Source organism: Bacillus cereus group sp. MG16 (genome assembly GCF_040459875.1).
Taxonomy (GTDB): domain Bacteria; phylum Bacillota; class Bacilli; order Bacillales; family Bacillaceae_G; genus Bacillus_A; species Bacillus_A paranthracis.
Genome location: NZ_JARVHE010000003.1, coordinates 21,963 through 46,215 on the forward strand (window position 1 = coordinate 21,963; position 24,253 = coordinate 46,215).

A 24,253-nucleotide genomic window follows, 5' to 3' on the forward strand; every position below is an offset into this window, starting at 1 on the left:
CCCCTTTCAATTTCGGTACTGGCGTAAAGAGCGTTCGTAGCAATCACAAGCAAATGAAGCCATACCAACCGCGGTTGATTCATCTTTTATTTCATTTCGTGCATAATTGATAAAATTGTTGAGTTTCGTTTGACTGCCTGTGATATATGGGAATCTAGCATGAACCACATACCGTTTATCTTCATCCCTACCCACTTCAAAGGACGCTCCATCTGTAGCCCGAAATTCTCTCACAAACTCCAAACCTTCCAATTCGTCCATCATGCACTCTCCTTTTCTCTTAAAACTGTAAGAAAATTGTTTGCCTTTTCTTTAAACATCCACCCTTTGTCTATCCTTGCTTGCTGGAACATGTCATAACAGCTGATTTCACGCTCGATTTCTAATATTGCTTTTTCTTTTGTAAGTTCTCCCCCATCACACTTCCATTCCAATTCATCTGTATTTAATCCAATTTCTATTTCAATAATTTTTCCGTTTTCCATCAGATAAAACTTCTGCATATATACATCTGTTTGAGACAAGCAAATCTCATGTACTTCCTCACAACCCATTCCCTCATAGATTTCCACTAGAAATTGAGATTCAACTTCTCCCACATTTCCTCTTTCATAGGTGTTTTTATGTGTAAACATTGTCTATCTCCCCCTCATCTTTTTTACTCCTTATCTATCCAAAGGTGATGATCCGCCAACTTAGATGCAATATCCACCATTTCATTCGGGAAAACTACTTTTATGAAAAGAATCATCCATGCTAAGAAACAGAAAATGAACATCTCCCATTTTTTTGTGTAAATTGCATACCCTATTAACACAAACATGACGATACTGATAACAACACCTACCAAAATGGGATTGCCATATGAAGATATTAGACTAGAATATGGCACCTTTTAGCCCCCCTTGTGATCGACCATCTTCCATATTCCCACTACCACCAGGAAGAGAAGTAACACGCCTTCCCATCCTTGCGTATAGTAAATTTCCACTACTTTACTTTTCACCGCTTCCCAGGCTTCTCGTGATCCTGGTACTCTTTCAAATAACCAATCTGAAAAGACAACTAACAGAAAAATACTGGCGCTTATCGATAAAATAAACCGAAACACATTCTTAGAACCTCACTTTCTCATTGGTATTTTGAATATTCCGATAAATATTTCCGAATGGGTCTTGCAATATATCTTGAAACAGTGTGATATAAACTGGAATTTCTGGACTGCTTACGCCTTTTAAGTAGCGAATCAATTCTTTTTCTCTACTTTCACTACCTGCAACAAATACCAGGCGCCATATTGGTATTTCATATCCCATACCAGCATGTGTCCGATAGTCTGCCTTTTTTCCTTCTTGCGTCATGAAATCGTTATAACGGATGATCTTTTTTTCTAATACTTCTTTTGATCCGTAAGAACGTTCCATTTCCATGAATACACCAATGTTTTTATCAATCGCTTCTTTTAATCCAATTACCGCAACCCCGTCTGGGCGTATGACGCGATTTTTTCCTTTTGCATATTGGAATGTAGCCCGCGGTTCGTTAATCCATTCCTTTAGTTCCAATCTTTCTTCTCTCTTCGATATTAATGTCATGGCACATTCAATCTTTGCTAACATTAAACTGTGATACACAAAGGATGCTGAACGTTGGGACCAACTACTTTTCCAATGTACACTCCCTCTTAATCCACAAACTGTTTCTACTCCCTTTGCCGCAAGCGTATATACGTTTTGCGGTCTTCCAGATTTACGAACCTGGTTTCTTGAAACAGGTATGGGAAGTAATTCATTTTTTAAATATTTTTCTTGTACCAAACGATTCAAACGGTAGTATACTGATTTTTTCTTATGGTTCGGATATACTTTTTCTGTTATATACTCCATATCAACATAGATGTGATTGTGTATATCCATGAGTAAGTTTTGGTCTTCTTCCAATAACAACATACTGCACATAGTCTCTACTCCTTTTCCCACATATCGAAAATGCTTTTTTCTCCTTTCATAACTGCCTCCATTTCATCCTCACCCTTTGATGGTTCGATGATTGGCGTTTCTTCTGGAAGTTCTATTTCTGATTCTTTTGTTTGTGTTTCTGGCTGTTTCACTTTTTGTTTTTCTTCTTTCACTTTTATCGCTTCGGTAGCTTGTTTTCGAAATGGGATAATTTGCGCTTGATGTGTGGGTTCAACTGGCTTTATTTCGGAAACAGGTTCTTTCACTTCTTCATTGGAAGGTGCTTTTTCTTCTAATTCATCTAGCCCCGATGTCACAACAGGTTCTTCTTTTGTTAAATTGACTTTTTCGGCTTGTTGATACTTGCCTTTTCCATATAGAAACTCATCAATTTCCTTGTCGATTTCTAATCCTGCTTTCCCATTTTGTTGCTCTAAAGAATGAATCTTTGCTCTGGTCCATTCATTTGATGCATGAATTTCTTTTTCGTTTTTATAATTCGCCGCTTTTCCATTTGGTAGGTATCGGTCTAATGGTGGAACACGTATCGTACACCACACATTTTTTGCCTCACCTCTGATATAATCTTGTGTTTGAATCGCTACAACTAAGTTAGGGAGATTTTGCAAATACTCTGTACGGAATTGCTTTTGCATAATGCCCTCTAACGTTTTTGCGGAATTATGACCTTGCCTACATACAAAGTAATTTCCGCCCGCCTCTGTTAACATGTCTGTTAGCTCTCTGTCTAACTGTCCCGAAACTTGCTGGGTAATCACCCATAATCCAAATCCATGCTTCCGATCCTTTGCGATGATTTTCGGAAGAACGGGTACTGGCACGTCATGGGCTTCATCTATTACGCCTAAATGTAGTTTTGAACCATGCGGCCGCTGTTGGGCGATACGGTGATATTGATTACAAATGTAACCGACTGTTAGTAATGTATCTTCTTTTCCCATGCCCGCTAAATCATAAAAGATAAGGTGGCCTTCATCCATCCACTTCCGAATTTCTAAGGAAAAGCCTGTTTGCCCGTACATACGCTTTAAATACAGCGTATTACGGAAGATATCTAATCGGTTTAAAATTGCCTGTGTGCTGTCTTCTAATGCGCTTCCTACTTCATATTTCCAAAAATGAGAGTAATATTTTTGTTCTGGCCCTTGTAAATTGGCTATTACGTTTGCTCGAAACAGTTCATCACTTATGAATAATGGGATACTTAAAATCGTATGAATTTGACTCTTATCACAAAGTAACGTCCCAATAATCGCCCTTAGTAATCGTTCTGTTTGTTGTGCTTGCCCTTGAATCATTAACTTAATCATTTCCATAATGGATTCAACCACTGTTTGGATATCTTCATTTGGAAAACGATGAAATAAATTCAAGGCTGGCGGATGATCTGTGTTTCGAAAACGGATAAAGTGAACCTTGCTCCAATCAACCTGTTTCCCATCCTTTTCCGCTTTTAAGAGTCGATTCATTGCTACATATGCCAAATCTTCGGTTGGATCAAATAGAGACAATCCACCCGCTTCATTCGGATTTTCTATCCATTTATCAATGACACTTTGCATCAATCTCATGGCAATGGTACTTTTACCAGACCCAACTTTCCCCGTAATGTAGCCATGATTTTTGAAAAAGTCTTCTCGAATTTTTACTAATCGATCCTTGATATAGGGATGCATCACGTGACCAATTGAAATGCCTTCGGCCAATAAATCATCTGGTATCATGTTTTCCCCTTTATCTAGATACAAGATGTTTCGCTCTGTCTTGCTGTTTTTATCACCCGTTACATTCGGAAGATGGAACAAGTTTAATAGCTCTGATCCCGTCCAGATCATTTTCCCGTATACGGGATGTGGTACAGCTGGCATACTGCGTCTTAATCTTCTGTATCTAAGCTCATTCACATCGGCCATAATACTTGCCACCATATGCCCTAAGTTCTTGATGACAGGTACACCAGGATAATAGTCACTTGCGAATGAAACAGATACTTGAAACGCCACTTCATTTTTGGCAAACCGTTTATTTAATGCGCGAATTTCTTCTTTTTCAAAGGCATCTAGCCCATGCTTTTTCTTCTTTCTAATGGCCTTTTCTGCTTTTCGAATCCCTTTTGTCAGCTGATACCCGTTATCTGGTGTAAAAGCAACATCAACCCAAGTCTTTTCTTCCATTGCACTTCCTAACATCGGTAATACATCACGTGTATAGCGTGCGAGTGATAACGTGGCATCTAGCCGCTTTCTCTTTAATACCATCCGTCCTCCTACCGCTTTCCTTGTTGGAAATGGCATTTCTTCCTTTGGGACGGTATAAATTTCACTGTGGGTATAGGCGCTTTGTATCGCTTGCACAACCTGTTTGATCTTATCCTCTGGACCACCTACATAAAAGCGGACACGCTCATTTTCTCCCTCTGGACGATACATCGTCATGCGGTACCAATCGCGCCCTTTTAACAGGCGTTCTAAAGGCTTTCGACCCGAACCATGTACATGCCGAATCATTTGCCCTAGCTTATCTGGTGTAACTTCATCATCTATGTGAGGGATGAATAATACATATCGATACCGCTTCTTTTCTAGATACAAATAGATGCCATGTAAAACAATTCGTATGACAATTCCTAGCAAGATCAATAAGGCAATCCCGCGAAACACACCGACTACAGTTGGCACCAGCTTCATCAATTCTGTGAGGATTTTTTCTTTAGAAAACCAGACAAATGCGACAGCTCCTATACCTAAAAGCATTTTCCAGTTCTTTTCTATGAAGTTTTCAATTTCTTTGTCGAGCTTGCTGTGCGCCACTTCTTCACTTCCTTTCTATCCTTGAAATGGCCTTATGCAAGGGCTACTAGTTTTTCACGATGCTTTTGTGTTCGTTCTTCTGCGGCTAACTGAATCAAGATTTGAGGTTGCATGATTCCATTTTGAGGTTGATTAATTTGATCTAAGAGTGTTTTATAGTTGAAGAGTTCTTGCTTCACTTGTTCAATATCTAATTCACCATTTACCATTACTTGTTCTTTCCAGAACGTTTCCCAGCATTCTTGACGATTTTGATACGCTTGTTTTCCCATCTTACTTCCTCCTTTTAAGTGGGGAGGATATTCAGTGAAAGAATGTCCTCCCATGAATATTATGATTTGCGCGCTTTTTTGTAAGGGTCTAGCGTGACCAAGAGAGAAGAGAAAATCATGTTTTTCCCCATTCTTCCCGCCCATTCTTCTGTACGCTTATTTGTTGAAGGTGTATGTGTTGTATGAGGAACTCGCCCGATATAAAAACCGCGTTTACTTCGCATATGCTTAATTGGTTTCATAAGAAATCCTCCTGTATTGTTTTATCTCTCTATATCGCTAAATAGAAATATTCTGTACATCTAAGAGGTTTCATTCATTATGAAGCTACTAAATCTAATTCTTCTAAATCTGTAGAAAGGATCGTAATTTCTTGTTGGTGCTCATTGAATAGAACATGTTGGATATTTTTTCGCAACTGAAACCCATCTTCCACCAATGCAAGTAAATATGATTTCGTATATTTCCTATCATTGATTTGATAATGTACATCAAATATGCACATTTAATCCCGCCCTCCCTTATCAGTTGAGAGTTTTTTACACTTCTTGATTCTTACGTTTTCTAAATGCGTAAACAGCTAGGATGCTACCAAGAACGACAAATGTAACACCAATCCATTTCCAATATGGATTTTCAGCTTTGCCGCCTGTTGTTGGTAAATGACTTTCTACTTTCTTAGGTTGTTCTTTCATCGGTTGTGGTTGTTTTACAATGTTTTGTGGTTTCTCTGGTGTTGGTACAGGTTTTTCAATGACCTGTGGTGTTTGTGGCTTCTCTGGTTGTGGTTTTGGTTGTTCTGGCTGTGGTTGTTCCGGTTGCTCTGGTTGCTCTGGTTGTGGCGTTTCTGGTGTTGGTGGAACTTCTTTTTTCTGATCTGCTACAACATGTTTGATAATCTCACCATCTGTTTTAATTTCAAAAGAGAATGTTTCTTCATTGATTAAATATCCCTCTGGTGCGAATGTCTCTTTATATGTGTATTTACCAGCTGGTAATTTCTCAAACTTTGCAATGCCTTGTTCGTTTGTTTTTCCCTTCACGACTTCCTGGCCTTGCTCGTTATAGATTGTAAACCCTGCACCTGATAACTTATTGTTTCCATCGGCTACATCTACTTTTGTAATTTCTATGCTACCCTCAATCTTTTTGTTTTTTACGGTGTGTTTAATAATTTCACCATCTGTTTTAATTTCAAAGGAGAATGTTTCTTCATGTAACACATAACCTTGTGGTGCAAGTGTTTCTTTGTATGTGTACTTTCCTGCTGGAAGTTTCTCAAACTTTGCAATGCCTTGTTCGTTTGTTTTTCCCTTCACGACTTCCTGGCCTTGCTCGTTATAGATTGTAAACTCTGCGCCTGGTAGCTTGTTATTTCCATCGGCTATGTCTACTTTTGTAATTTCAATTGAGCCTTTAATCTTTGTATTCTTTGCAACTAGCTCAATTGTTTTTCCGTTTTCAGTGATGCTAAACGGAATCGGGTCTTTTACCAGCACATAGCCCGCTGGTGATGTTTTTTCAATGAATTGGTACTTTCCAAATGGGATATTATCAATTTTGATTAACCCGTTTTTGTCTGTCTTATGCTCACTGATTTTCTTGCCTTTTTCATCAGCTAGGATAAAAACTGCACCTTCTAATTTTGTTTTCCCATCTTCATCTACTTTTACAAGCTGTACATTTCCTTTTACTTGATCGTTTTTCACTTCGAATGTAAGTGTTTGATTATGCTCTTTTACTTCAAATGGATACTTTGTTTGATTTAATAAGTAACCTTCTAATCCTTTCGTTTCCTGGAAGTAATACTTTCCAAACGGAAGAGAATTTACTTTCGCAATCCCTTCTTGATTTGTAGTTACTTTTGTAATTTCCTTTCCTTCTGGCGTAAATACTGTAAATTCAACACCTGGGAGAATCTTGCCTGTATCACTTACTTTTTTAATTTCAATATTGCCTTTGATTTGTACATTTTTCATTTCAACAACAGCAATTTCTCCTGTTTTTACTTCAATAGGCTTTGGTGTAGCATCTAATACATATCCAACAGGTGCTTTCACTTCTTTTACAGTGTATGTGCCAAGTTCTAAGTTACCCATTTCAGCGATACCGTTTTTGTCAGCTGTAATCGTTCCCATAACTTGTTGATTGCTGTTTGCGATTTCAAATACTGCGCCTGGTAGTAGCTTTTTGCTTTCATCCACTTTCATCACTTTTAAGGCGCCATTTGCTTTCCAGAATACTTGTAAGTCTGTGCTTACTTGTTCTGTACTGCGCTCTAATAATACAGTTGCATCTTGAATCGTACTTGTTCCTTTATATACGATTGCATGAACATTCGTTAGATTTGAAACGACTTTTAGAGATAGTTCACTACTCTTAGAGGATTTTGGTACTTGAATACGGAACTTTTCTCCTAGTTGGAATGTTTCTTTCACTTCACCTTGTTCTGTGACAATACGTGTGCCTTGTGGCGCATTGTTCATTTGTACTTGAAATGTACCTTTTTTCGCATTTGTTTGAACGTTATATGTTGTTGTTTCGAAATATTCACCGTTTAATTTGGCTTCTTGTTTATCCGTTGGAATGACATTCATCCAAACATCTTGTGTATCCTGGCTTTGATTTGCCGCATGAATGATGTTCTTTGCCGCTTTTTGAACAGCCGCATTTTTGAACTGTAATTCATCAACAGAAATCTGACCAAGTGCATTCCAAAGAGCTAATTGGGTTGCGTAATGGGCTTCTTTCCAATTGGAAACGCCTAAATTTTCTGGTGTTTTCTGTGGGTACCCATTCATTAAGACACGATAGGATACATCATCTGTTTTGCCCGCTTCGGGTAAATCCTCTCCATTTGGGGATTTTAAACCGTATACCAGACAATACGCAATTTGACCACTAGCGTTCTTTAGAAGCTCTGTACGAACATCTTTCCCATACTGCGGACTATAGGCCCAATCCATCTGATACCTTTCTCGATTGATTACCTCCGCACTGGCTTGATTCAGTGGAATCAAGAAGCTCATAATGAATAAAAGTACACTCGTAAAGAGTAGTAGTGTTTGATACGATCGTTTCAAAACCATTTTTTACAGCTCCTTTAGGATTATTCAGTTTTCAAAGGACAGAATATTTAGAATTTTATCTTTCTAAATATAGAACAATATACTTTAGTCATAATTATTTCGTCTTTTAGCCGAATTTCATTTACAATACACTTAGATAGATGTAATCAATAATATGAGGTTTATTCATTCTGTGATGGGTATTGCACGATAATATGTTGGTCTGAAAAGTTTCTCGATCGGAACTTCAAGGAAATCAGCTATTTTTTTAGCTTTATTGTCTTTCAGACTCCTTCTTCCAATTTCAACATCATATAATGTGCCGATCGGAATTTTAGCGCCTTTGGAAACTTCCTTAATACTTAAACCTTTGGATTCCCTGTATTCTCGTACAACGGTTTTGTTTTCATGTGACGCTAGCATTTTTTCACCCTCCCTTCCCTTAATTACATTGTATTCGGCTTTAAGCCGAAAGTCAACACTTAAAGTTCATATTTTTATCACTTTAAGTGATAATTTTTTACTTGTTATGTTAAACGTCTAAAAATGGAGTGATATAAAATGGAAATTACAGAGAATGTTTTAGGGAAAAACATAAAGAAATTAATAGCTATAAAAGGTGTAGATCGCAAACAAATGGCGAAAGATTTAGGAACAACTTACAGAACCGTTTCTAGTTGGATAACTGGTGAAAAGAAGCCTCGCCTTAATAAATTAGAAGAAATCGCAAGCTATCTAGGAGTAAACACTGCATCACTGTTACAAAGTGAAATTCCAGATGCCGAAATATTAAAAACAGTAAAAGGTGAAGATCCTGTTGAGCGTTTAGCACGACTTCTTCACGAAAAATACATGAGTGTGCCAGATGAATATAAGCCCCAGATCGAGAGAGAATTATTGAAATACGCGACTAAATTAAAAATGGAAGTTGAACAAAAAGAATAAGAGAGCCTCAATAATGAGACTCTCTTATTCTTCATTTTCATAGCTTGCGCATAATTCTATAATTTCACTAAAAGTTTGTAAGTCTATTTCTTTTACAATTTCAATCAACTCATTTACACCTAATCCTTTTGTCCCCATAACTAACCCTCCGCTTTTAGTATTATATTGTGAAAAAACATACAATAGTTTCACAAAATCCTATCCAGTAATTTGTAAAACTGTTTATAAAATCACAAAAGACACCGCTTAAACGATGTCTTTTGAAAAATATAAATTAAATTTTAAATTAAGAATCAGCCTCCACCACCTGGATCGACCATCATTCTATAAAATTGTTTTTGATTTTCTAAGTTTTCAACTTTAGCGTAATATTGTTTCGTATCCACTTTACTTGGTGAACTATTTGCTATGGGTAATAACAGCAAAGTAACTACCATCAATGCATATAACTTTTTCACTTGGTTCTCTCCTCCCCTTAATCTTATATTATACTTTCTGCATATTCATTGTATATTCCTTCTGCAAATTTTACATATAAAAAATCGTTATTCGCTTTGAACATATCAATAGACTTTTTTATTAACTGTACATCTTTTTTAGCCATACCCATATAACATGTTTGAAGTGGTGTTAGTTCACCATTTTTCAGCCTTATTTGCTCCAATATGTATATTGCTTGTTGGAATTTCCCTAATTTAATCAAGTATAATGCATATTCTGCAAGATGAAGTTTTTCAAAATCAATTTTGTCTAAATCTTTCCACCAAACTATCCTAATGAAATTAATATCATTTAATGCAATGTTGTATTTCAAACTACTTTTCGCACCATTTAATACATACAATGCTTCTTGGAAGAAATATAAAGCTTTTTTGTAATCGGAAAACATAACATTTTCCCCACTTCTAATATTCAACAAAGCCTCCATAACAGGGAAAAAGTTCAAATCCTTAGATGTTCTTAGTTCTCTATTTTCTCTTTCAAACTCTAAATTTTTATCTTTCCTTAATACTGCATAACTCCAAAGTTCTTTTACCCAAAATCCATATAATTGTTTCAAGTAAACATTAGTCACAAACCTAATATTATCCTCAATCCTAATTTTATAACCTTCCATTAATCCAAAATCGCCCAAATCACATAAAATCAACATACTAAGTATGTCACAAAAAATTTCTATATCGTAATTCTTCTTATTATTTTTAGCTCGTGCCTTTTCAATATTTAAATACACTTCTCTAACATTCTTTCCATTTAAACGCTCAATATATAAATTAAAAACATTTGCTAATCGTTTCATTTCCAGATCATTGTTTTCTTTACACATCTCATAAATCTGTTCCATTAGTGTAGAATGATCGTTTAAATGAGCCAGTGCAAACGCTACTTTTACATTAATATTTAACCTATCATCTAAAGTCTTTAAATACTCTATAATTTTCTGTTCTTGTTTATCTTTATCGTTTGTAAAAACCACATTTGTAATTTTAGAAAAAGTATATACAGATAACTCTTTATCTTTATTAATCCAGTTTGAAACTGTAGATTTGGCAACTCCAATTTCTTTTGCTAAATCTGTATATGTCTTATTTTTAGATGATAAATAATTGTCGATTTCCTTAGATAACTTCTTCATATATTGTCACCTCTTCTTGTTTTAAGAATATTCAGAAACGTACATGTAAGTAAGAAAATTATACCATATTGGGCGAACCTCTGTTTTTCTCAACTTATTTCAGAATATTCAAAAAAATTTTAGATGTAGACATGTTTAGACATTTAAATTCATATTTTATAGTCAAATATGAACTTATAGTGTTGATATTATTCAAATAGAATTGTAAAATAAAAATAACTTACTCGTATCATTAATTTTCCAGAAAGTACGCTGGATATAAATAAAAAAAAATAAAACCCCACCGCATCGTTTTTAATTGGTTCCCGGTCGCCAAACTAGAATCCAATTAAAAACTCCAAGAGATAGGGGCTTTAATTCACACTATAGGTATATGTGTTTTTCTTTAGTATCAAACTTGATACTAAAATTATACCATAACGTATATCTATTGTGAATATAAAACCTCTGTTTTTCCTGTTTATTTGTGGTGGAAAAATAGGAGGTTTTTTTATGCTACTCAATAACTTTTTACTAAGTACAGCAAAACGAGAATTAAGTCCAAACCTTGTTCATGTTCCTACAGGTGCTATCAATAAATCTGTTAAAAAAGTAATTAAAGCTATTGATATTATTCTGTTCGAGTATGAAGGTAAAACCACTAAAGAATACTTCGAACAAACACCACGCCGCTATAAGGCATTAGAAGTTGTTTTATCTTACCTAGTACAAGAAGGTTACTCTCAAATGAGACAAAATCAAATCAGTGAAAAATCGGGTATTTCTGTGCCGATCATCAACTTTATTCTGAATTGGTTAGAGGACCTTGAAGTATGCCATCAAATCAAAACAAGACGTCATGGTAAGATTGCACCATCTATTTACATATTAAGCCTCAATACCAATTATTTAAAAATCATTGAATATTTTAAGCAAAAATGGGCGTTTTCCATTGATATTTTTTCTACATTTACAAAGTTTCTATCTAAAAAACTAAGTAAAAAACAGGAGAAATCTACAGAACAAGCCGAAAAACCAACTGTGCCTACATGCCAGGGAATAGATATATTGGATGCTGTTGCTCCTACAAATGAAGAAGTAGAAGAAAAACAGCCAATGAATGCCCCTGATTCGGGTGAAAAGTTAGAACTACGCTTCCGCGAAATGGATGAGTTTATGAGCGAAGATCAAAAGAAACTGTATATGTATATCATAAGTAAAGATACAAATATTACTGAAAAAGATGCTTATACAATCGCATTACGTATGCCGCCAGACGTAGATTGGGAAGCAAGAAAGACTTTTGAGGATTGTGTACAGTTTTTTGAGATAAACAAATCACAAGAAAGTACGCCTGCACATTTCGTAACAATCTATACAAAACAGTTAACTGCAAATAGGAAGCGTAGACAGCAACAAGCGAAAGAAAACATAAGAAATATAGGATTGAGAAAATCAAATAAGAGTACAATCCCGTTCGATTTATTCAAAAAGATGCTTGATCCAAACGCTTAAATCGTATTTTTCACAAAAAAATAATTGTTTTATAGCCTTGTTCAAAAAATCCATTCCTAACAAGGCTTTTTGTCATGCCATTCTTTATTTTAATAGATTAAACATAATATCAATCTATTAAACTTTTATAAATTAAGGGTGTTTTTCACAACAAATTCGCTATGAATTTATACTCGAATTGAACCTGCTCTTAAATCAGTAATTAAATAAGAAGAATTTTCTAATCCCTTGTGAGAGTAAGGTTTATTGAGCAAAAATAAATCCTAATGTATTTAATCATTTTAATTTTTTTTAAAACAAGATTTATTATAAAAAGTATCCCATATTGGGAACTATATTTTTCTAGATTTTTAAACATAAACCCCCAGATCAAACTAAATACCAAAATAGAACTCTTCTTGTCATTTAATATACAAATCTACGGAACACCGAATATCTGTAGACAGTATAAATACTAATATTCGTGATTTTTACCATGAATATATAGTACAGCACTTTAAAAACAAACGATCATTTCTATTCATTATGAGCATTTCAGTAAAGAAAATAACCTCAGAATTAATTCAGAATAATATGAGATAAATCTACAGAATTAGTTGCGACAACATACTTAGGTTATTCTGAACTTATTCTTATCTTAAACTCATTGATAGAACTAGGTTCCGCGGAATATTTAGAAACTTAGATTTACCTTGAAGCTCTCCTGGTAAGGGTATCTTGATTCAGCTATGAATCAGATTCCGTTGCCAGGCAGATTTTCATAAAACTACGTAGGCGGGGCGGCGGCCATTCCCATTCCTCGCATATCGTCCTCCTTCAACATCGGCCCATCATTCGCCTTCCACTCATTCCTACACATCTATATATCCACCTATATCACAACCCTACGCCCTGTCTAGCCACGCCCACATGTCTCCGCATATCCCCGCATATCCCCGCAATGTCCTGGCCCTGGAATCCCACAAGCCCCAAAGAAAACACATCGAGCTAGAATCCCCTATTGCCTGTTTGTATGGTTCTCGTATATAATTGCGGTACACAATTTTTAGGACAAAGGAGTATATAAACATGACTTGGGAACTTTCCGTTGATGTTTTCCTTGCTGATCTGTTAAAACATGGCCGTAAATCTTCCACCGTTAAACAATACCGCTACGATCTCACCCTTTTCACATCATGGATTCAGAAGTACGTCAAATTACCTCCAGAATCGTTTTTTCATTCTTTTGATGCAAATGTATTAGAAAGATACTTAAAAGCTCTTAAAAAGGAACGTGGAGCGTCAATTTCTAATATCAAGCGTGTACGAGGCATTCTGATTAACTTTTTACAATTTCATGGCGCGGCCCAGGATTTAAAAAGTGATGTCTCCCCTCCTGGACTAACTTCTAAACACTTTGCATCGGATCAAGAGATAAAAAAGCTATTCCGCGTCATGCGTAGTTATAATGGATTAACCGACTACCAGGCGTCAGGAAGAAAGTTTATTCTAGAACGTAACCTTTTATTGATTCATTTCATGTTAGATTACGGACTATCCATCCAGGACATACTTACACTTTCTATGCATGATGTACACTTTGGGACAAATACGATTACCCCAGGAGGGTTACATGCCCACAAACGATCTATTACCCTTTCAAGAGAGCATGTAACACTTGCCTTATCTTATTACAACAAGATTCCTAACCTTGTAAGACCGCGCCAACAAACGGGCGATCCCTTTTTTGTGGCGTTTGATTTCGGCCCGCAAACGTTCCGCTGGGACTATGAAAACGATCACCCCGCCGCTTTAACTCGGATTGCTGTACAACGCATGTTACAAAAAGAAGCGAAACGCGCTGAAATCCATATAACACCAACTATGCTACGGAACCGTTTTATACTAAATGCGCTACAGAATGGCATGAAGCCTATTGAAATCAAAGCGTTTTTGGGATTAAAAAGCGTTGAGGCCCTGCATAGATACGTTCAATTCTGGAATAAACAGCAGTAAAAAGAAGACCAAACTAGAAAAAATCTAGTTTGGTCTTCTTTTTATTTTAAATTCAGTAATAATTGCCTTTTTTACATCACTATAAAAAACCATTATCAGCATTCCCAATATAGTTATAAATAAAGAAATTCCTTCAATGCCAATAAATATCCCTATAAATATAAGAACAATACCTATAAAAAAGCCAAAATCATCTTCACACTCATCCTTATCCTTTTTATTTAACTCCTCTCTAGCACCCTCTGATCCCTTTATTAACTCATCAATTGTTACTTCATATAATTCACTAAGTAAAATCAAATTATCAATATCAGGATAACTTTTATTGCTCTCCCATTTATAAACAGCTTGTCTAGTCACTCCAACCTTTCGAGCCACATCTTCTTGTGAAAAGCTTTTTGATTCACGAAACCTTTTCAATTGCGAACCTAAATTCATATTATTCACCTCTAAGAAATCATTACATATAAACCCCTAATCAATAAAGAAACCATTAATATAATACATGTAAACTAATGGTTCACATATTCAAACTCTTACTAAATCACCTTCCATATTCAATTAACACAATGTTATCAGGAACTAAAAAAGAATCCCATAAATACAAGAATATTTTTATCTTTAATTTAATGTAAAATTAGTATGATATTTGTTTTATGAAAAAAGTGATGATAAAACAGAGTTAGAAGTGATTGATTTGAAAAAAATAATTTTATTGTTTTTATTAATTATATTGAGTTTAAATATTACAGGGTATTTCAATAATATGGCTATACTAGATAAACCTAAATCTTCAGTATCTGCTAAGGTTAAATGTATTAATAAAGCATGGTATAAAAACATAAATTATGTGATAGTTTCTAAGGAGGAACTTATCATTTGTTAATCTTAATATAAAGGTGTTATAATTATATTCTCTAAAACTACCTAAAAAAGGCTATCAGCAATGATGGTCTTTTTTAGGTTGGTGAAATTGCACTAGCTAGTATGATAAGTGTTAACTAGCGTAAAGAAGTGCCATAATCCGCTTTGGCTAACTGCTACAAAAGCTCATGTCATTGCTAACGTTTGCAGTTAATCATCCACAGCTAGGGTAGACTCCCTAGATCGCGAGTAAATGCCACACCCCTTAACAATTTGTTAGGGGCTTTTTTATACATCCGACAAAATATGACAAAAATGATGTAACTGAATCTGTTATTATGTTCTAGAAATCTTACATTTATATATTTTAGGGATGAAGTGGATGTATCTAAGAATTAATTACGAGAGCACTCGAAAGGGGGCTTTTGGTTTGCCTAAATCAACAAGTATTCTCAGGAGAAAAAACGCATAAAAAAACCAATGTTTAAACATTGGTTTTTTTAGGTGATTACTTCTCCAATTGTCATAGTAGGGGGCACATTAAAAGTGTACGTTTGCACATAAATTAGACACATTCTAGGGAGACCGCCAGCATTTCGAAAAAAACTACGCTAAAAGTAGACAAAGTTTTATGCAAAAAATAGGGAGACATAGGGAAGCCAAAAGGCGCTCTAGAATAGGAATGTATAAAAAGATGCATAGAGTCATAGAAAAAGAAAAAGACGAATCCCTTCTGAGAATAAGAGGACACCTTTTTCTTCGCTACCGATAATGAGACGTTATGTTAATTAGAATTGTATAGATTATACATCATAGATATTTGTATTTTAAATTATATATTGTTATTATTTACTGGTTAATTTAGGGGAAAATAGGAGGGAAACATGGATTTAATTAAAGAAGTGACTTTATTAAAATATCAATTTAGACTTATGCAAAGTATGATTCAATCAGATGAGTTCCCATTTTATAACTTTGTTATAGATTGGGAACTTGAAGAAGAACAAGTAAAGGTTTTAACAAAAATTTTAATTGTATTTCATGATCGATTAACTAAAGAAGAAGTTTCGATTTTTGGACAAAATGATCATTTATTTTCTAAATTTAAACTTCCTTTAGATATGCTATACAGCTCCCAAAAACCTAATTTAAATGAGTTTAAACTATATATCACTAAGATTTTTTATCAAGAATTTGAATTGAAATACTTATTATTAAATTTAAAAAAACAATGTATTTTTGTGAATGTCTGTGATCATCTCTTAGAGCAATTACAAATTAGTAATAACATTTAATTCTGTGAATAGAAAAGTCCTTCAATTCAGTAATCTGGAGGGCTTTTGGTAATTTCCTAAATACATTGACTTCCGCTAACGATAATTATGTAGACATAAAAGTCCTCCAGTTAAACAATCTGGAGGACTTTTAATAGTTTTCTAAAAACAATGTTCCTAAATTATATTCCAAACGCAGTCATTCCTAAATAAACCAGAATATAACTAATTAAAGGAATTGAAAGAATCAAACTTGTTTTTAATAATTTATTTTTTTTATCAACCTTTACCTTACTTACAGGTTTTTCCTCTATAAAATCAACTATTTCACGATAAGTTTTTAAATTATTTTCTTTTTTTATATTTTCAACTTTCAATGATGCAAACATAAGAAAAATAGAAAGTACCAAAAGTGTTATAAAACCATAATAACCAAAAAAGTAACATACAGGTACAAGAGAAATAGGAAGTATAATCATTAATACTAACATGATGTAACTCCACTTAAAGAAATCTGATTTTTGAAGTTCTTCTTTCATGATTTTTACATCTCCTTTAACTAAATCATCTAGGGAGGCATTAAAAAGAATACTCATCATTAATAAATTATGAATATCTGGATAGTTTCTTTCATTTTCCCAGTTAGAAATAGATTGTCTGGAAACATGAATTTTTTCTGCTAACTCCTCTTGGGACATATTATCCCGTTTACGAAAATATTGTATCTGTCTACCAATGTTCATTTATACATCTCCCTTAAGTTTGAGGTTAAGTTAAAGACTAATTAAAGACTACCAAATTTCTTTATAATAACGTGATTTTAAGATGTAAAAATGTTTTATCATGCTATTTCCCCTTTATTTTTAGGTATAAGTGCTGGAGCAACTAATGCAATTTCTGATCAAAGCAACTGTTTAAAGGATAAACCTTTTTTGGATGGGAAAGGTTTACTTTTACTTCCTACAGGTACAAGCATATATCTTGTGAAGAATACATATAAATTAAAACAAAGTTAACAATCTTTTTGTAGTTAACATAAATACCATATAAAAAAAATAAATCATGATAAATCCTTGAAAAAATAAGGTTAATAACGATTTCTTTTTGTTAACTATTATTAAAAAATACCTTCCAATAAAGATAGAAAAATGTTATATTGTTAACAATATAACTAAAGGAGTGAATAGTTAATGAAAATTACTATGATGAATAAGGATTCTGGAAACTCACTTGATATGAACTTAATTGATGGTTTCTATATCGAAACCCCTACAAACGTTGTAGAAATCAGTAAAGACGAAGCTGATTCTCATTTTGTAGCAACCATTACTAATCCTAAAGAATTATTATCTCGCCTACTTATTTCAACAACAATCCCAGGAGAAGACACTGAACGATTCTTCTTAGTTGGCGACGAAGCTGCAAAACATGCATTAGCTAACAATCATGTCAATAAACTTCATGATAAAATTACAAGCCCTATCCCTTACGTAATGTTTTTATCAGCTGTTTCTTTCTATCATGCTATTAATGAAACTCGTGAATCAGATGACAATACTGTTGAAATTGAATATTTCCAAACAATGTTACCTATATGGTTACTAAAACGAACAGCTAAATTTAGTGAAGCGCAAAATGCAATGGCGGAACGATTTGCTGGAGAGCATGAAGTTACAATACATACACCAGGAATGGAAAAAACATTAAAAATAACTGTAGAAAAGGCAACTTGTCGTATCGAAGGAGAAATTGCACGTTTAGCAATTAAAAAGAATTTTGAATTAGAAGATCGTGAAGAGGCAAGACAATTCGATAACAACGATACAGTACTTGTTGATATTGGCGGCGGAACAATCGATCTAGTATTATCACCAGCCGGTTTAAAATCACCTAAGAACCGTGATTCAATGCAACCGATAGACAAATTATCTTATCTATCTCATATTGAAAAATTAAGAAAAGAAAAGTTCCTAGAAAAATTCTCTGATTTACGTTCATTCGAAACATTTATAGTAAACAATTTCCAAAAACCGAAAATGGAATTAGTTGATGGCAACACTGGCCAGCGTGTAGATTTAACGGACAAAATTCGCTCTTCTTTAAAAGAGTTTGCTAAGTTTCTAATTTTAAAAATCCAAGATGTAATGCCTGCACCAGCTGATAAAGTTTATAAATATGTTTATTTCGGTGGTGTTGCCCCAATACTAGAAACTAGCATTCATGAAGTCATTGAAGAAATGTATGGAGCCGAAATCGCTCAAGCAAATCATATTTTCTTACCAGATTCACGCAAATTAAATTTATATGGTCTTGAAGTAAAAAGTCGTGGCGAAATGCTGCAAAAAACAGAAAAATAAGTATAGCTAGAAAGGAGGAGCCGCATTATGGGGCGTACCAAAAAGACCGAGAAACAAACAGTCTTTGGACTTCGAACAGATCACATGAGCGAAGAAGTTTATAATCACCTTGAGCAAAAAGCCCGCTCAAAAAAGCTTGCAACGTATATTATTCAATTAGTTGAACAAGACTTAACACAAAAAGAGCCCTTTGATGCAAAAAAAGAACTTCTAAATGTCTCAAAAAACCAAGAACAAATGATGAATGCCATAATACAAATTACACAAACAATTTCAGATCTCCAGGTGGCTCCTGTATCTGCTGTTCTTATGCAAAACGATGATAATACCCATAATTCTCTGGCAGACGATTTATTAAAAGATGTAGGTCAAATGGGACAATTAATAACTAATACCAACATTACAGGATCATTAGATGAAGACGATTTAGAAGATCCAGATTTCTAAAACAAAAAGAGTTGCTCTCATACAGGCAACTCTTTTTGTTTTGTATAAACTTAAAATATCCCAAATAATTTCTTCCTTTTTGGCTCTTGGTTAGAAATATCAGCTTTAGCGTTAAGTTTTTCTAATTCCGTCATAATAAGATCAAGTTTCTTTTCTAATTCCTGATTTTTTTTACGCTCCGCTTCAAGCTCTTGTTTAAATAAATCATTGCTTTGACGTTCAATTTCAAGTTCTTTTCGAAAACCTATAAATTCAGTCTTGATATCCTCTAAAAAAATTCGAATTTCGCTCGATATGGATTGTAGCGCGTATTGCTCCTCTCCACTCTCAGACCTTGTTACAGCAACCTCCGAACGCGCTACACCCTGTGTCGCACGAGAATGCTGTGTCATCAACACGCTAACAGCGTGACTCAATGAAACCTTAGTTTTTTCTCTAATCTCTTTTAAAGTATTAAAAACTGTCACATCATCGGTATGATACAGTCTTGTATCGCCATCTTTATTAAACTCATAACCTTGTTTTTCGAGTTCTAAGCTATATTTTCTGATTGTACTTTCTGCTAGATTGGTGATACGGGAGACATCTATTGTTTTTAAATACACTTCACTTACAACATCATCTCTGCTCTCCATTCAACCACCTCCATTATAGTATCGCTACACTCTTACCACAGTATCATTTTACTAATTCTTAATACTCATTGTACACTTTTTATCCCACTTGCAAGCAAGTTTTTTTATCTCTCAATCCCTGCTTAATACTTGCAAGAGACTCCCATGGCGCTCCGCATTCTTTTCTATTAGTCTTCGCTTTAATGGTCAGGCGCACTTGTATCGATTCTATAGCGCTTATTAATTTCGACCTTTGTTATAGGAATCCCTAATTCCATTTAATTACTCTGTTAATTCCTAGATTACCTTTTTCTGTTTTCCCATTACTTTAGTTTGTTCTTTAACAACCACGCATTCACCTTGTGCTATAGCAGTGATATGTTCTTAGATAAATCGGAAATTAGTGCGAATCACCAAAACTTATAACATCCACACAAAAACAAAGATTCTAGTCTAAACAACCTTCATAAAATAAAGACGTATGATGAAAAAATACATCATACGTCTTTATTTTTGTTCTGACGAAACAAAATTCCTTTTAAATAAACTGAGTTTCAGCCGAGATCCATGTAAAAACAATTCTCAAACATACATTATTGTTACGGTACAAATAATCCTGGGTTAGTGCATTGATTGCTCGCCTTACTAATTTAACGATTGGCAAAGAGTTTTTTCATATCTGTTTTCCTACTTTTTCTAGATTGAAAGATTTTAATTTCTCCCAACTCTTTTTAGGGTGTCTCTTCCTTGTATGTCTTCTCTTTTGTTCCTTCTTAATAGCATCAATCAACATCTTGGGGCTATGGTGAAAATATGCGAGTTCATAGCCCTCCTCAATCATACCGAAATAATCACATTCATTATCAAAAAAGTAATTATCTCCAATTAACTTCTCAAATTCACTTTCAATATAACCCCAATTATGTACTTTACTATCAGAAATTGAAACACCCCTAGAAGTTACTTCGAGTTTATCCAATGAATAATCCATGTATTCTGTTGATATGCCCTCTAATTCTTCAATTTTCTTCATATGTTCCTGATTTTCCAGAATAAATTCAATGTACTTCTTTCCCATCATTCTCAGCCCCTTTTTTCACTATCCTTTATCCTTATATTTTTTCTTCTAACTTCTTATGTATTTTACTTTCTCTTTATAACCGTACCTTATATTTTACATATACCCATCATATCATCTCGAGGATATTGTACGCTAAGAGTTATTTACACCGTAACAATACTGTACGCTTTTATTTCAATGCACGCTTGATTTTGAGATACTTTTTGCTGCATCGAGATCTGATAATTAAGAGTAAGATACAGCCTGTGACTCGTTTTTATACGTATCACGGTAGGGTCAAAAATACTTTTCTTCAAAACTAACTCTTAAGATACTGTTGCAATCCAATGTATTTTCCATCTATATTCCCTTATATATATGTCGAAACCTTTCTTGAAACGGTCTTGCAAAGATTTGTTGTATGATGCGTAAGTCAAATCTTTGCATTATATGTATACCAGATTCCAAGCATAAAATTAACAAAATCGTTCGTCTGATTGCTCTATGAATTTATGAAATTCTAATCGGAAATTTAAGTTTTTAAAATAATGGGTAGAATATTTTCTGAAATATATGTCCAAACTTGTAAATAAATTAACAAGTTTAGGAGATGTGTTATATGTTTTTTAAAGATAATAAGACTCTTTTTAAAAAATGGCTAGATCGTCATGGGATTGAGCAAAAAGAGATACTGAAAGCTACAAAAATATCTAGCGCAACTTTAACAAAGGCTTGTCGCGACAAAACGTATATCCCAACACCCCTTGTAATGAAAAAGCTCTTGAAAGCTATTAGGAAAATAGACCCCTACGCACAACCACATGACTTTTGGAAAATGTAAATAGGCGCAAGAACTATTGTCCTTGTGCCTTTGCTTTATCCGTACTGTTTTTGTAGATCGGTCCAGGATCGGCCATACATGCGAGAATGCCTTTTTGTTAGAAAGGTATTATCATATTTTGGTTTAACCGGTGGCGCCATTTTACAAATGAAAGATGGTTGCATTTCTCCACCAGCTCTTACACTGATAATTGCGTGATGTGCTGGTATTTTATATGCTTGTTCTAGTGAAATTGTATCCTCAAATCGATGCTTAGATAATTCAAATGTCTTTGTATGATCGTTCATAAATAAGAATTGCTGTACACCACCACCTTGTAAATTCTCTTGTAATGACGGTTTCAATTTGTTCCAATGATGAAATGCATAGATGCTCCCTAGTCTCTCTTTTCTTCCCTCTGTACACACTCTACCCATCAATTTTGTTAATCCTTCACTTTCAAATTGTTCGGGTTCATTAAAGATAATAAACGCCCCATTTTCTTGCTCTTTTTTAGTTATTAATAACCTGGTCATGAAGGTTTTTAGTGTAATCCAATGAACCAGGGTTTTTACCGCATGTTCTCCTAATCCCCTGGCATTTGGAACCCTTAAAATAATAACTTTTCCTTCTTGCATCCATTTACCAAAATCAAGTTCTTTCAATGGGTCTTGTGCAAAGATATCATACAATCTTTCATTCCCAAAAAAGCGATTTAATCTGGTTATGATGGGATCACACTTATTCCCTAATTGTTCATTATCTCCCCACTGTATCAGCTCATTCGCAAGACGCAAATTCCCTTCATTCACTAATTCTTGAATGCGATTTACCCGAAAATCCTCGTCTTCTATAATACGTTTAATATTAAATAGACTTCCTTTACTTGCTTTGGCCGCATCCGTTAAATATTTTTCACTTCGGCTTAGTCCTTCAATTTGCATGAAATCAATCATTTCATCCGCAAATCTTGAAGCACCGTTCCGCCCTAGCTTTGTAATTACTTCTGTTAAATCTAGAGGTGGAATATAATCATTGTCGTTTAAATCCAGATCAATAATATTTTCTGGTGGTAATGCATCACGAATCCCGTCTGCCATACCCCGCCCACCTTCCTCTACAATTGCATCTGGTATGATAAAACTAATCTTATGTTTTGTATTTCCCTCAATAACAAAATTCTTAATTGCTGTATCTTTACCAGCCCCCTGTCCTCCTATAAAGACGTAACCTCTATAAAAATTATCTGGATTATCTATTGGCATATAGATTGGTATTTTTTGATCTTTCAATTCCGAATGTCCTAAAAATATTCCTTTCTCATCCCGCATAATCGATGGTATCTCAATTTCAACTTTCTTTTTTACACTCAATGCATCAGCATATTTTCGTTGCAACTCTTTTACAGGCATTTGCAAAGCTAATTTGCTCATTTCATCGGTACTCATCAAATTTACATTCGGATCAAACTTTGTCTTGCTTGATAGTTCGAAAGTATTTAATTCCTGTAATATTTCTGTTTGGCGTTTTCTCATTCTTATTTTTACGCCATGTAGTTCATTCGTTTCTGATAAATCCATCATAGAAAGTGCTAAGGTTTCCCCCATTGTCTCCCTGGTTAACCGATCATGGGAATGTGAGGCCACCCGTATACGCGTTTTAAAAACAGGCTGATTTCCTTTGTCATAACTCACACGATTTGTTCCAACTTCATCAGCGGTTGTATGTGCCTTTTTAATAATGTGCTCTTTGCTAAATTTTTTATCTGATTTAAAAAAAGCGTTCGAGAATGCCTGGAATGTATCAGTTAATAAATCATTTATTTCATTAATAACAGCCGCAACACCAATTTTAGCCCCTGTTACAAGTCGTTTGCCGCTCATATTAATCCTTTGAGGTGGTTTCTTCCCCTTCTTTAGCTTTTCAATGGCCCAGGAAGCGTTTTTTACCCATTTCTGACGGTTTTCCGCTTCATTACAGATACTCAATCGGCAAATGTCTCCATCATAACTTAATTCATCAATAACACTTAAAATATTAGCAATAGGTGTTTTTGTATCGTTGCTATTTGTATTTAAGGAAAAGATATCATGTTTCAAATATCGCATTTCTTGTACGATTGTATTTTCATTTGAAATTTGCAAATCTGATATTTCCACTTCCTTAATTGTCACACTCATTTTGTTCTCTAGTTTTCTTTTGAGCTTTAATGCTTGATATTCGCTAGTTGCTACATAAAATTCAAGTTTCTTCTGGCCCTTTTCCTGTTTGAAAACAACATCAAACCAGAAATAGTCCTTTTCACGATAATGAAATGTAATCCCTTTTCTTTCTATACGACTTCCCATACTTTCGTACATTTCATACATCTTATGGATCGCCCGCCATAAACGCTTTGTATTATTAGATACATCCGCATGAGGAATAATCCGATAGACAACCATTTTGTTTTTTTCTACTTGTAAAAATTGTTTTAAAGAATATATCTCTTTTCTTTTAAACCAGGATTTTTTTATTTTCTTAGGTTCATATAATACTGGCAAATATTCATTTTGTGCCAAAACAGGAAGGTTTGAATTTTCCTTATCACATATAATAAAGCCTTCTCCCTGGATCAT

The 24,253-nt window shown here is 34.4% G+C and carries 25 protein-coding genes; 7 read left to right on the plus strand and 18 right to left on the minus strand.

Annotated features, from left to right (window positions below; translation table 11 throughout):
* Window positions 1-6: 6 nt before the first annotated feature.
* The 11 genes from QCI73_RS29625 to QCI73_RS29675 form a co-directional block, all read right to left on the minus strand.
* Entirely contained in the window at window positions 7-264 is a 258-nt protein-coding gene (locus tag QCI73_RS29625) for a hypothetical protein (RefSeq protein ID WP_033703758.1), read from the minus strand.
* On the minus strand, window positions 261-635 hold the full coding sequence (locus QCI73_RS29630) for a hypothetical protein (RefSeq protein ID WP_200730623.1): 375 nt from the start codon (window positions 633-635) through the stop codon (window positions 261-263). Before QCI73_RS29630 ends, QCI73_RS29625 begins: the two co-directional genes overlap by 4 nt.
* 23 nt (window positions 636-658) lie before the next feature.
* Complete coding sequence (locus tag QCI73_RS29635; protein WP_353824158.1) at window positions 659-892, minus strand: hypothetical protein; 234 nt, start codon at window positions 890-892, stop codon at window positions 659-661.
* 3 nt (window positions 893-895) lie between these two features.
* Window positions 896-1,111, minus strand: coding sequence for a hypothetical protein (locus QCI73_RS29640; protein WP_320691785.1), 216 nt, complete (start codon window positions 1,109-1,111; stop codon window positions 896-898).
* Window positions 1,112-1,115: 4 nt separating this feature from the next.
* Window positions 1,116-1,958 (minus strand): replication-relaxation family protein, encoded by an 843-nt coding sequence (locus tag QCI73_RS29645; protein ID WP_098023117.1) that lies wholly within the window; start codon window positions 1,956-1,958, stop codon window positions 1,116-1,118.
* 5 nt (window positions 1,959-1,963) lie between these two features.
* Window positions 1,964-4,789, minus strand: coding sequence for a type IV secretory system conjugative DNA transfer family protein (locus QCI73_RS29650; protein WP_200730622.1), 2,826 nt, complete (start codon window positions 4,787-4,789; stop codon window positions 1,964-1,966).
* 32 nt (window positions 4,790-4,821) lie between these two features.
* Window positions 4,822-5,061 carry a hypothetical protein gene (locus tag QCI73_RS29655; protein WP_200730621.1) on the minus strand — a complete coding sequence of 80 codons (240 nt, stop codon included), beginning with the start codon at window positions 5,059-5,061 and terminating at the stop codon, window positions 4,822-4,824.
* 59 nt (window positions 5,062-5,120) lie between these two features.
* Window positions 5,121-5,303 carry a hypothetical protein gene (locus QCI73_RS29660; protein ID WP_045351294.1) on the minus strand — a complete coding sequence of 61 codons (183 nt, stop codon included), beginning with the start codon at window positions 5,301-5,303 and terminating at the stop codon, window positions 5,121-5,123.
* Between the two features lie 77 nt (window positions 5,304-5,380).
* Complete coding sequence (locus tag QCI73_RS29665; protein ID WP_065211861.1) at window positions 5,381-5,566, minus strand: hypothetical protein; 186 nt, start codon at window positions 5,564-5,566, stop codon at window positions 5,381-5,383.
* A 34-nt stretch (window positions 5,567-5,600) separates the two neighbouring features.
* On the minus strand, window positions 5,601-8,150 hold the full coding sequence (locus QCI73_RS29670; RefSeq protein WP_200730620.1) for a SpaA isopeptide-forming pilin-related protein: 2,550 nt from the start codon (window positions 8,148-8,150) through the stop codon (window positions 5,601-5,603).
* 165 nt (window positions 8,151-8,315) lie between these two features.
* Entirely contained in the window at window positions 8,316-8,552 is a 237-nt protein-coding gene (locus QCI73_RS29675) for a helix-turn-helix domain-containing protein (protein ID WP_000881199.1), read from the minus strand.
* Window positions 8,553-8,690: 138 nt separating this feature from the next.
* Here QCI73_RS29675 and QCI73_RS29680 point away from each other — a divergent pair, with 138 nt between their 5' ends.
* Window positions 8,691-9,074 carry a helix-turn-helix domain-containing protein gene (locus QCI73_RS29680; RefSeq protein WP_023523901.1) on the plus strand — a complete coding sequence of 128 codons (384 nt, stop codon included), beginning with the start codon at window positions 8,691-8,693 and terminating at the stop codon, window positions 9,072-9,074.
* A gap of 293 nt (window positions 9,075-9,367) precedes the next feature.
* On the opposite strand, the gene QCI73_RS29685 is transcribed toward QCI73_RS29680, so the two are convergent.
* Together QCI73_RS29685 and QCI73_RS29690 are read right to left on the minus strand one after the other, a co-directional pair.
* Window positions 9,368-9,532 carry a hypothetical protein gene (locus tag QCI73_RS29685; RefSeq protein ID WP_200730619.1) on the minus strand — a complete coding sequence of 55 codons (165 nt, stop codon included), beginning with the start codon at window positions 9,530-9,532 and terminating at the stop codon, window positions 9,368-9,370.
* A 23-nt stretch (window positions 9,533-9,555) separates the two neighbouring features.
* Window positions 9,556-10,710 (minus strand): AimR family lysis-lysogeny pheromone receptor, encoded by a 1,155-nt coding sequence (locus tag QCI73_RS29690; protein WP_088024367.1) that lies wholly within the window; start codon window positions 10,708-10,710, stop codon window positions 9,556-9,558.
* A gap of 492 nt (window positions 10,711-11,202) precedes the next feature.
* On the opposite strand from QCI73_RS29690, the gene QCI73_RS29695 reads away from it, so the two are divergent.
* Both QCI73_RS29695 and QCI73_RS29700 read left to right on the plus strand, forming a co-directional pair.
* Entirely contained in the window at window positions 11,203-12,204 is a 1,002-nt protein-coding gene (locus QCI73_RS29695; protein WP_088024364.1) for a Replicase RepFR55, read from the plus strand.
* Window positions 12,205-13,272: 1,068 nt separating this feature from the next.
* On the plus strand, window positions 13,273-14,199 hold the full coding sequence (locus QCI73_RS29700) for a tyrosine-type recombinase/integrase (RefSeq protein WP_200730618.1): 927 nt from the start codon (window positions 13,273-13,275) through the stop codon (window positions 14,197-14,199).
* A gap of 24 nt (window positions 14,200-14,223) precedes the next feature.
* On the opposite strand, the gene QCI73_RS29705 is transcribed toward QCI73_RS29700, so the two are convergent.
* Complete coding sequence (locus tag QCI73_RS29705; protein WP_200730617.1) at window positions 14,224-14,637, minus strand: helix-turn-helix domain-containing protein; 414 nt, start codon at window positions 14,635-14,637, stop codon at window positions 14,224-14,226.
* Between the two features lie 1,310 nt (window positions 14,638-15,947).
* Here QCI73_RS29705 and QCI73_RS29710 point away from each other — a divergent pair.
* A complete protein-coding gene (locus QCI73_RS29710) occupies window positions 15,948-16,358 on the plus strand; it encodes a DUF1878 family protein (protein ID WP_200730616.1) in 411 nt (136 codons plus the stop codon).
* Between the two features lie 161 nt (window positions 16,359-16,519).
* Here QCI73_RS29710 and QCI73_RS29715 read toward each other — a convergent pair whose 3' ends face one another.
* Window positions 16,520-17,080: a helix-turn-helix domain-containing protein gene (locus tag QCI73_RS29715; RefSeq protein WP_001020680.1), complete on the minus strand. Its 561-nt coding sequence runs from the start codon at window positions 17,078-17,080 to the stop codon at window positions 16,520-16,522.
* A 447-nt stretch (window positions 17,081-17,527) separates the two neighbouring features.
* On the opposite strand from QCI73_RS29715, the gene QCI73_RS29720 reads away from it, so the two are divergent.
* Together QCI73_RS29720 and QCI73_RS29725 are read left to right on the plus strand one after the other, a co-directional pair.
* Window positions 17,528-18,694, plus strand: a complete 1,167-nt coding sequence (locus QCI73_RS29720) for a ParM/StbA family protein (protein ID WP_088667559.1) — start codon at window positions 17,528-17,530, stop codon at window positions 18,692-18,694.
* Window positions 18,695-18,721: 27 nt separating this feature from the next.
* Window positions 18,722-19,141, plus strand: coding sequence for a hypothetical protein (locus QCI73_RS29725; RefSeq protein ID WP_134189432.1), 420 nt, complete (start codon window positions 18,722-18,724; stop codon window positions 19,139-19,141).
* Between the two features lie 50 nt (window positions 19,142-19,191).
* On the opposite strand, the gene QCI73_RS29730 is transcribed toward QCI73_RS29725, so the two are convergent.
* Both QCI73_RS29730 and QCI73_RS29735 read right to left on the minus strand, forming a co-directional pair.
* The gene (locus tag QCI73_RS29730; protein WP_200730614.1) at window positions 19,192-19,776 is read right to left on the minus strand and encodes a hypothetical protein; all 585 of its coding nucleotides are present in this window, start codon (window positions 19,774-19,776) and stop codon (window positions 19,192-19,194) included.
* 652 nt (window positions 19,777-20,428) lie between these two features.
* Entirely contained in the window at window positions 20,429-20,833 is a 405-nt protein-coding gene (locus QCI73_RS29735; protein WP_200730613.1) for a hypothetical protein, read from the minus strand.
* 601 nt (window positions 20,834-21,434) lie between these two features.
* Between QCI73_RS29735 and QCI73_RS29740 the strand changes: the two genes are divergently transcribed.
* Complete coding sequence (locus QCI73_RS29740) at window positions 21,435-21,656, plus strand: helix-turn-helix transcriptional regulator (protein ID WP_000465161.1); 222 nt, start codon at window positions 21,435-21,437, stop codon at window positions 21,654-21,656.
* Between the two features lie 35 nt (window positions 21,657-21,691).
* Here the strand turns inward: QCI73_RS29740 and QCI73_RS29745 are convergent, their stop codons facing one another.
* Window positions 21,692-24,253: an ATP-binding protein gene (locus QCI73_RS29745; protein WP_200730612.1), complete on the minus strand. Its 2,562-nt coding sequence runs from the start codon at window positions 24,251-24,253 to the stop codon at window positions 21,692-21,694.

What these genes read in the sequence shown, in the direction of transcription:
- QCI73_RS29715 (WP_001020680.1), bottom strand. Translation starts at nt 17,080, where the DNA reads ATGAACATTGGTAGACAGATACAATATTTTCGTAAACGGGATAATATG.
- QCI73_RS29680 (WP_023523901.1), top strand. Translation starts at nt 8,691, where the DNA reads ATGGAAATTACAGAGAATGTTTTAGGGAAAAACATAAAGAAATTAATA.
- QCI73_RS29675 (WP_000881199.1), bottom strand. Translation starts at nt 8,552, where the DNA reads ATGCTAGCGTCACATGAAAACAAAACCGTTGTACGAGAATACAGGGAA.
- QCI73_RS29660 (WP_045351294.1), bottom strand. Translation starts at nt 5,303, where the DNA reads ATGAAACCAATTAAGCATATGCGAAGTAAACGCGGTTTTTATATCGGG.
- QCI73_RS29655 (WP_200730621.1), bottom strand. Translation starts at nt 5,061, where the DNA reads ATGGGAAAACAAGCGTATCAAAATCGTCAAGAATGCTGGGAAACGTTC.
- QCI73_RS29670 (WP_200730620.1), bottom strand. Translation starts at nt 8,150, where the DNA reads ATGGTTTTGAAACGATCGTATCAAACACTACTACTCTTTACGAGTGTA.
- QCI73_RS29630 (WP_200730623.1), bottom strand. Translation starts at nt 635, where the DNA reads ATGTTTACACATAAAAACACCTATGAAAGAGGAAATGTGGGAGAAGTT.
- QCI73_RS29690 (WP_088024367.1), bottom strand. Translation starts at nt 10,710, where the DNA reads ATGAAGAAGTTATCTAAGGAAATCGACAATTATTTATCATCTAAAAAT.
- QCI73_RS29720 (WP_088667559.1), top strand. Translation starts at nt 17,528, where the DNA reads ATGAAAATTACTATGATGAATAAGGATTCTGGAAACTCACTTGATATG.
- QCI73_RS29695 (WP_088024364.1), top strand. Translation starts at nt 11,203, where the DNA reads ATGCTACTCAATAACTTTTTACTAAGTACAGCAAAACGAGAATTAAGT.
- QCI73_RS29645 (WP_098023117.1), bottom strand. Translation starts at nt 1,958, where the DNA reads ATGTGCAGTATGTTGTTATTGGAAGAAGACCAAAACTTACTCATGGAT.
- QCI73_RS29710 (WP_200730616.1), top strand. Translation starts at nt 15,948, where the DNA reads ATGGATTTAATTAAAGAAGTGACTTTATTAAAATATCAATTTAGACTT.
- QCI73_RS29740 (WP_000465161.1), top strand. Translation starts at nt 21,435, where the DNA reads ATGTTTTTTAAAGATAATAAGACTCTTTTTAAAAAATGGCTAGATCGT.
- QCI73_RS29705 (WP_200730617.1), bottom strand. Translation starts at nt 14,637, where the DNA reads ATGAATTTAGGTTCGCAATTGAAAAGGTTTCGTGAATCAAAAAGCTTT.
- QCI73_RS29625 (WP_033703758.1), bottom strand. Translation starts at nt 264, where the DNA reads ATGATGGACGAATTGGAAGGTTTGGAGTTTGTGAGAGAATTTCGGGCT.
- QCI73_RS29745 (WP_200730612.1), bottom strand. Translation starts at nt 24,253, where the DNA reads ATGATCCAGGGAGAAGGCTTTATTATATGTGATAAGGAAAATTCAAAC.
- QCI73_RS29700 (WP_200730618.1), top strand. Translation starts at nt 13,273, where the DNA reads ATGACTTGGGAACTTTCCGTTGATGTTTTCCTTGCTGATCTGTTAAAA.
- QCI73_RS29665 (WP_065211861.1), bottom strand. Translation starts at nt 5,566, where the DNA reads ATGTGCATATTTGATGTACATTATCAAATCAATGATAGGAAATATACG.
- QCI73_RS29730 (WP_200730614.1), bottom strand. Translation starts at nt 19,776, where the DNA reads ATGGAGAGCAGAGATGATGTTGTAAGTGAAGTGTATTTAAAAACAATA.
- QCI73_RS29725 (WP_134189432.1), top strand. Translation starts at nt 18,722, where the DNA reads ATGGGGCGTACCAAAAAGACCGAGAAACAAACAGTCTTTGGACTTCGA.
- QCI73_RS29735 (WP_200730613.1), bottom strand. Translation starts at nt 20,833, where the DNA reads ATGGGAAAGAAGTACATTGAATTTATTCTGGAAAATCAGGAACATATG.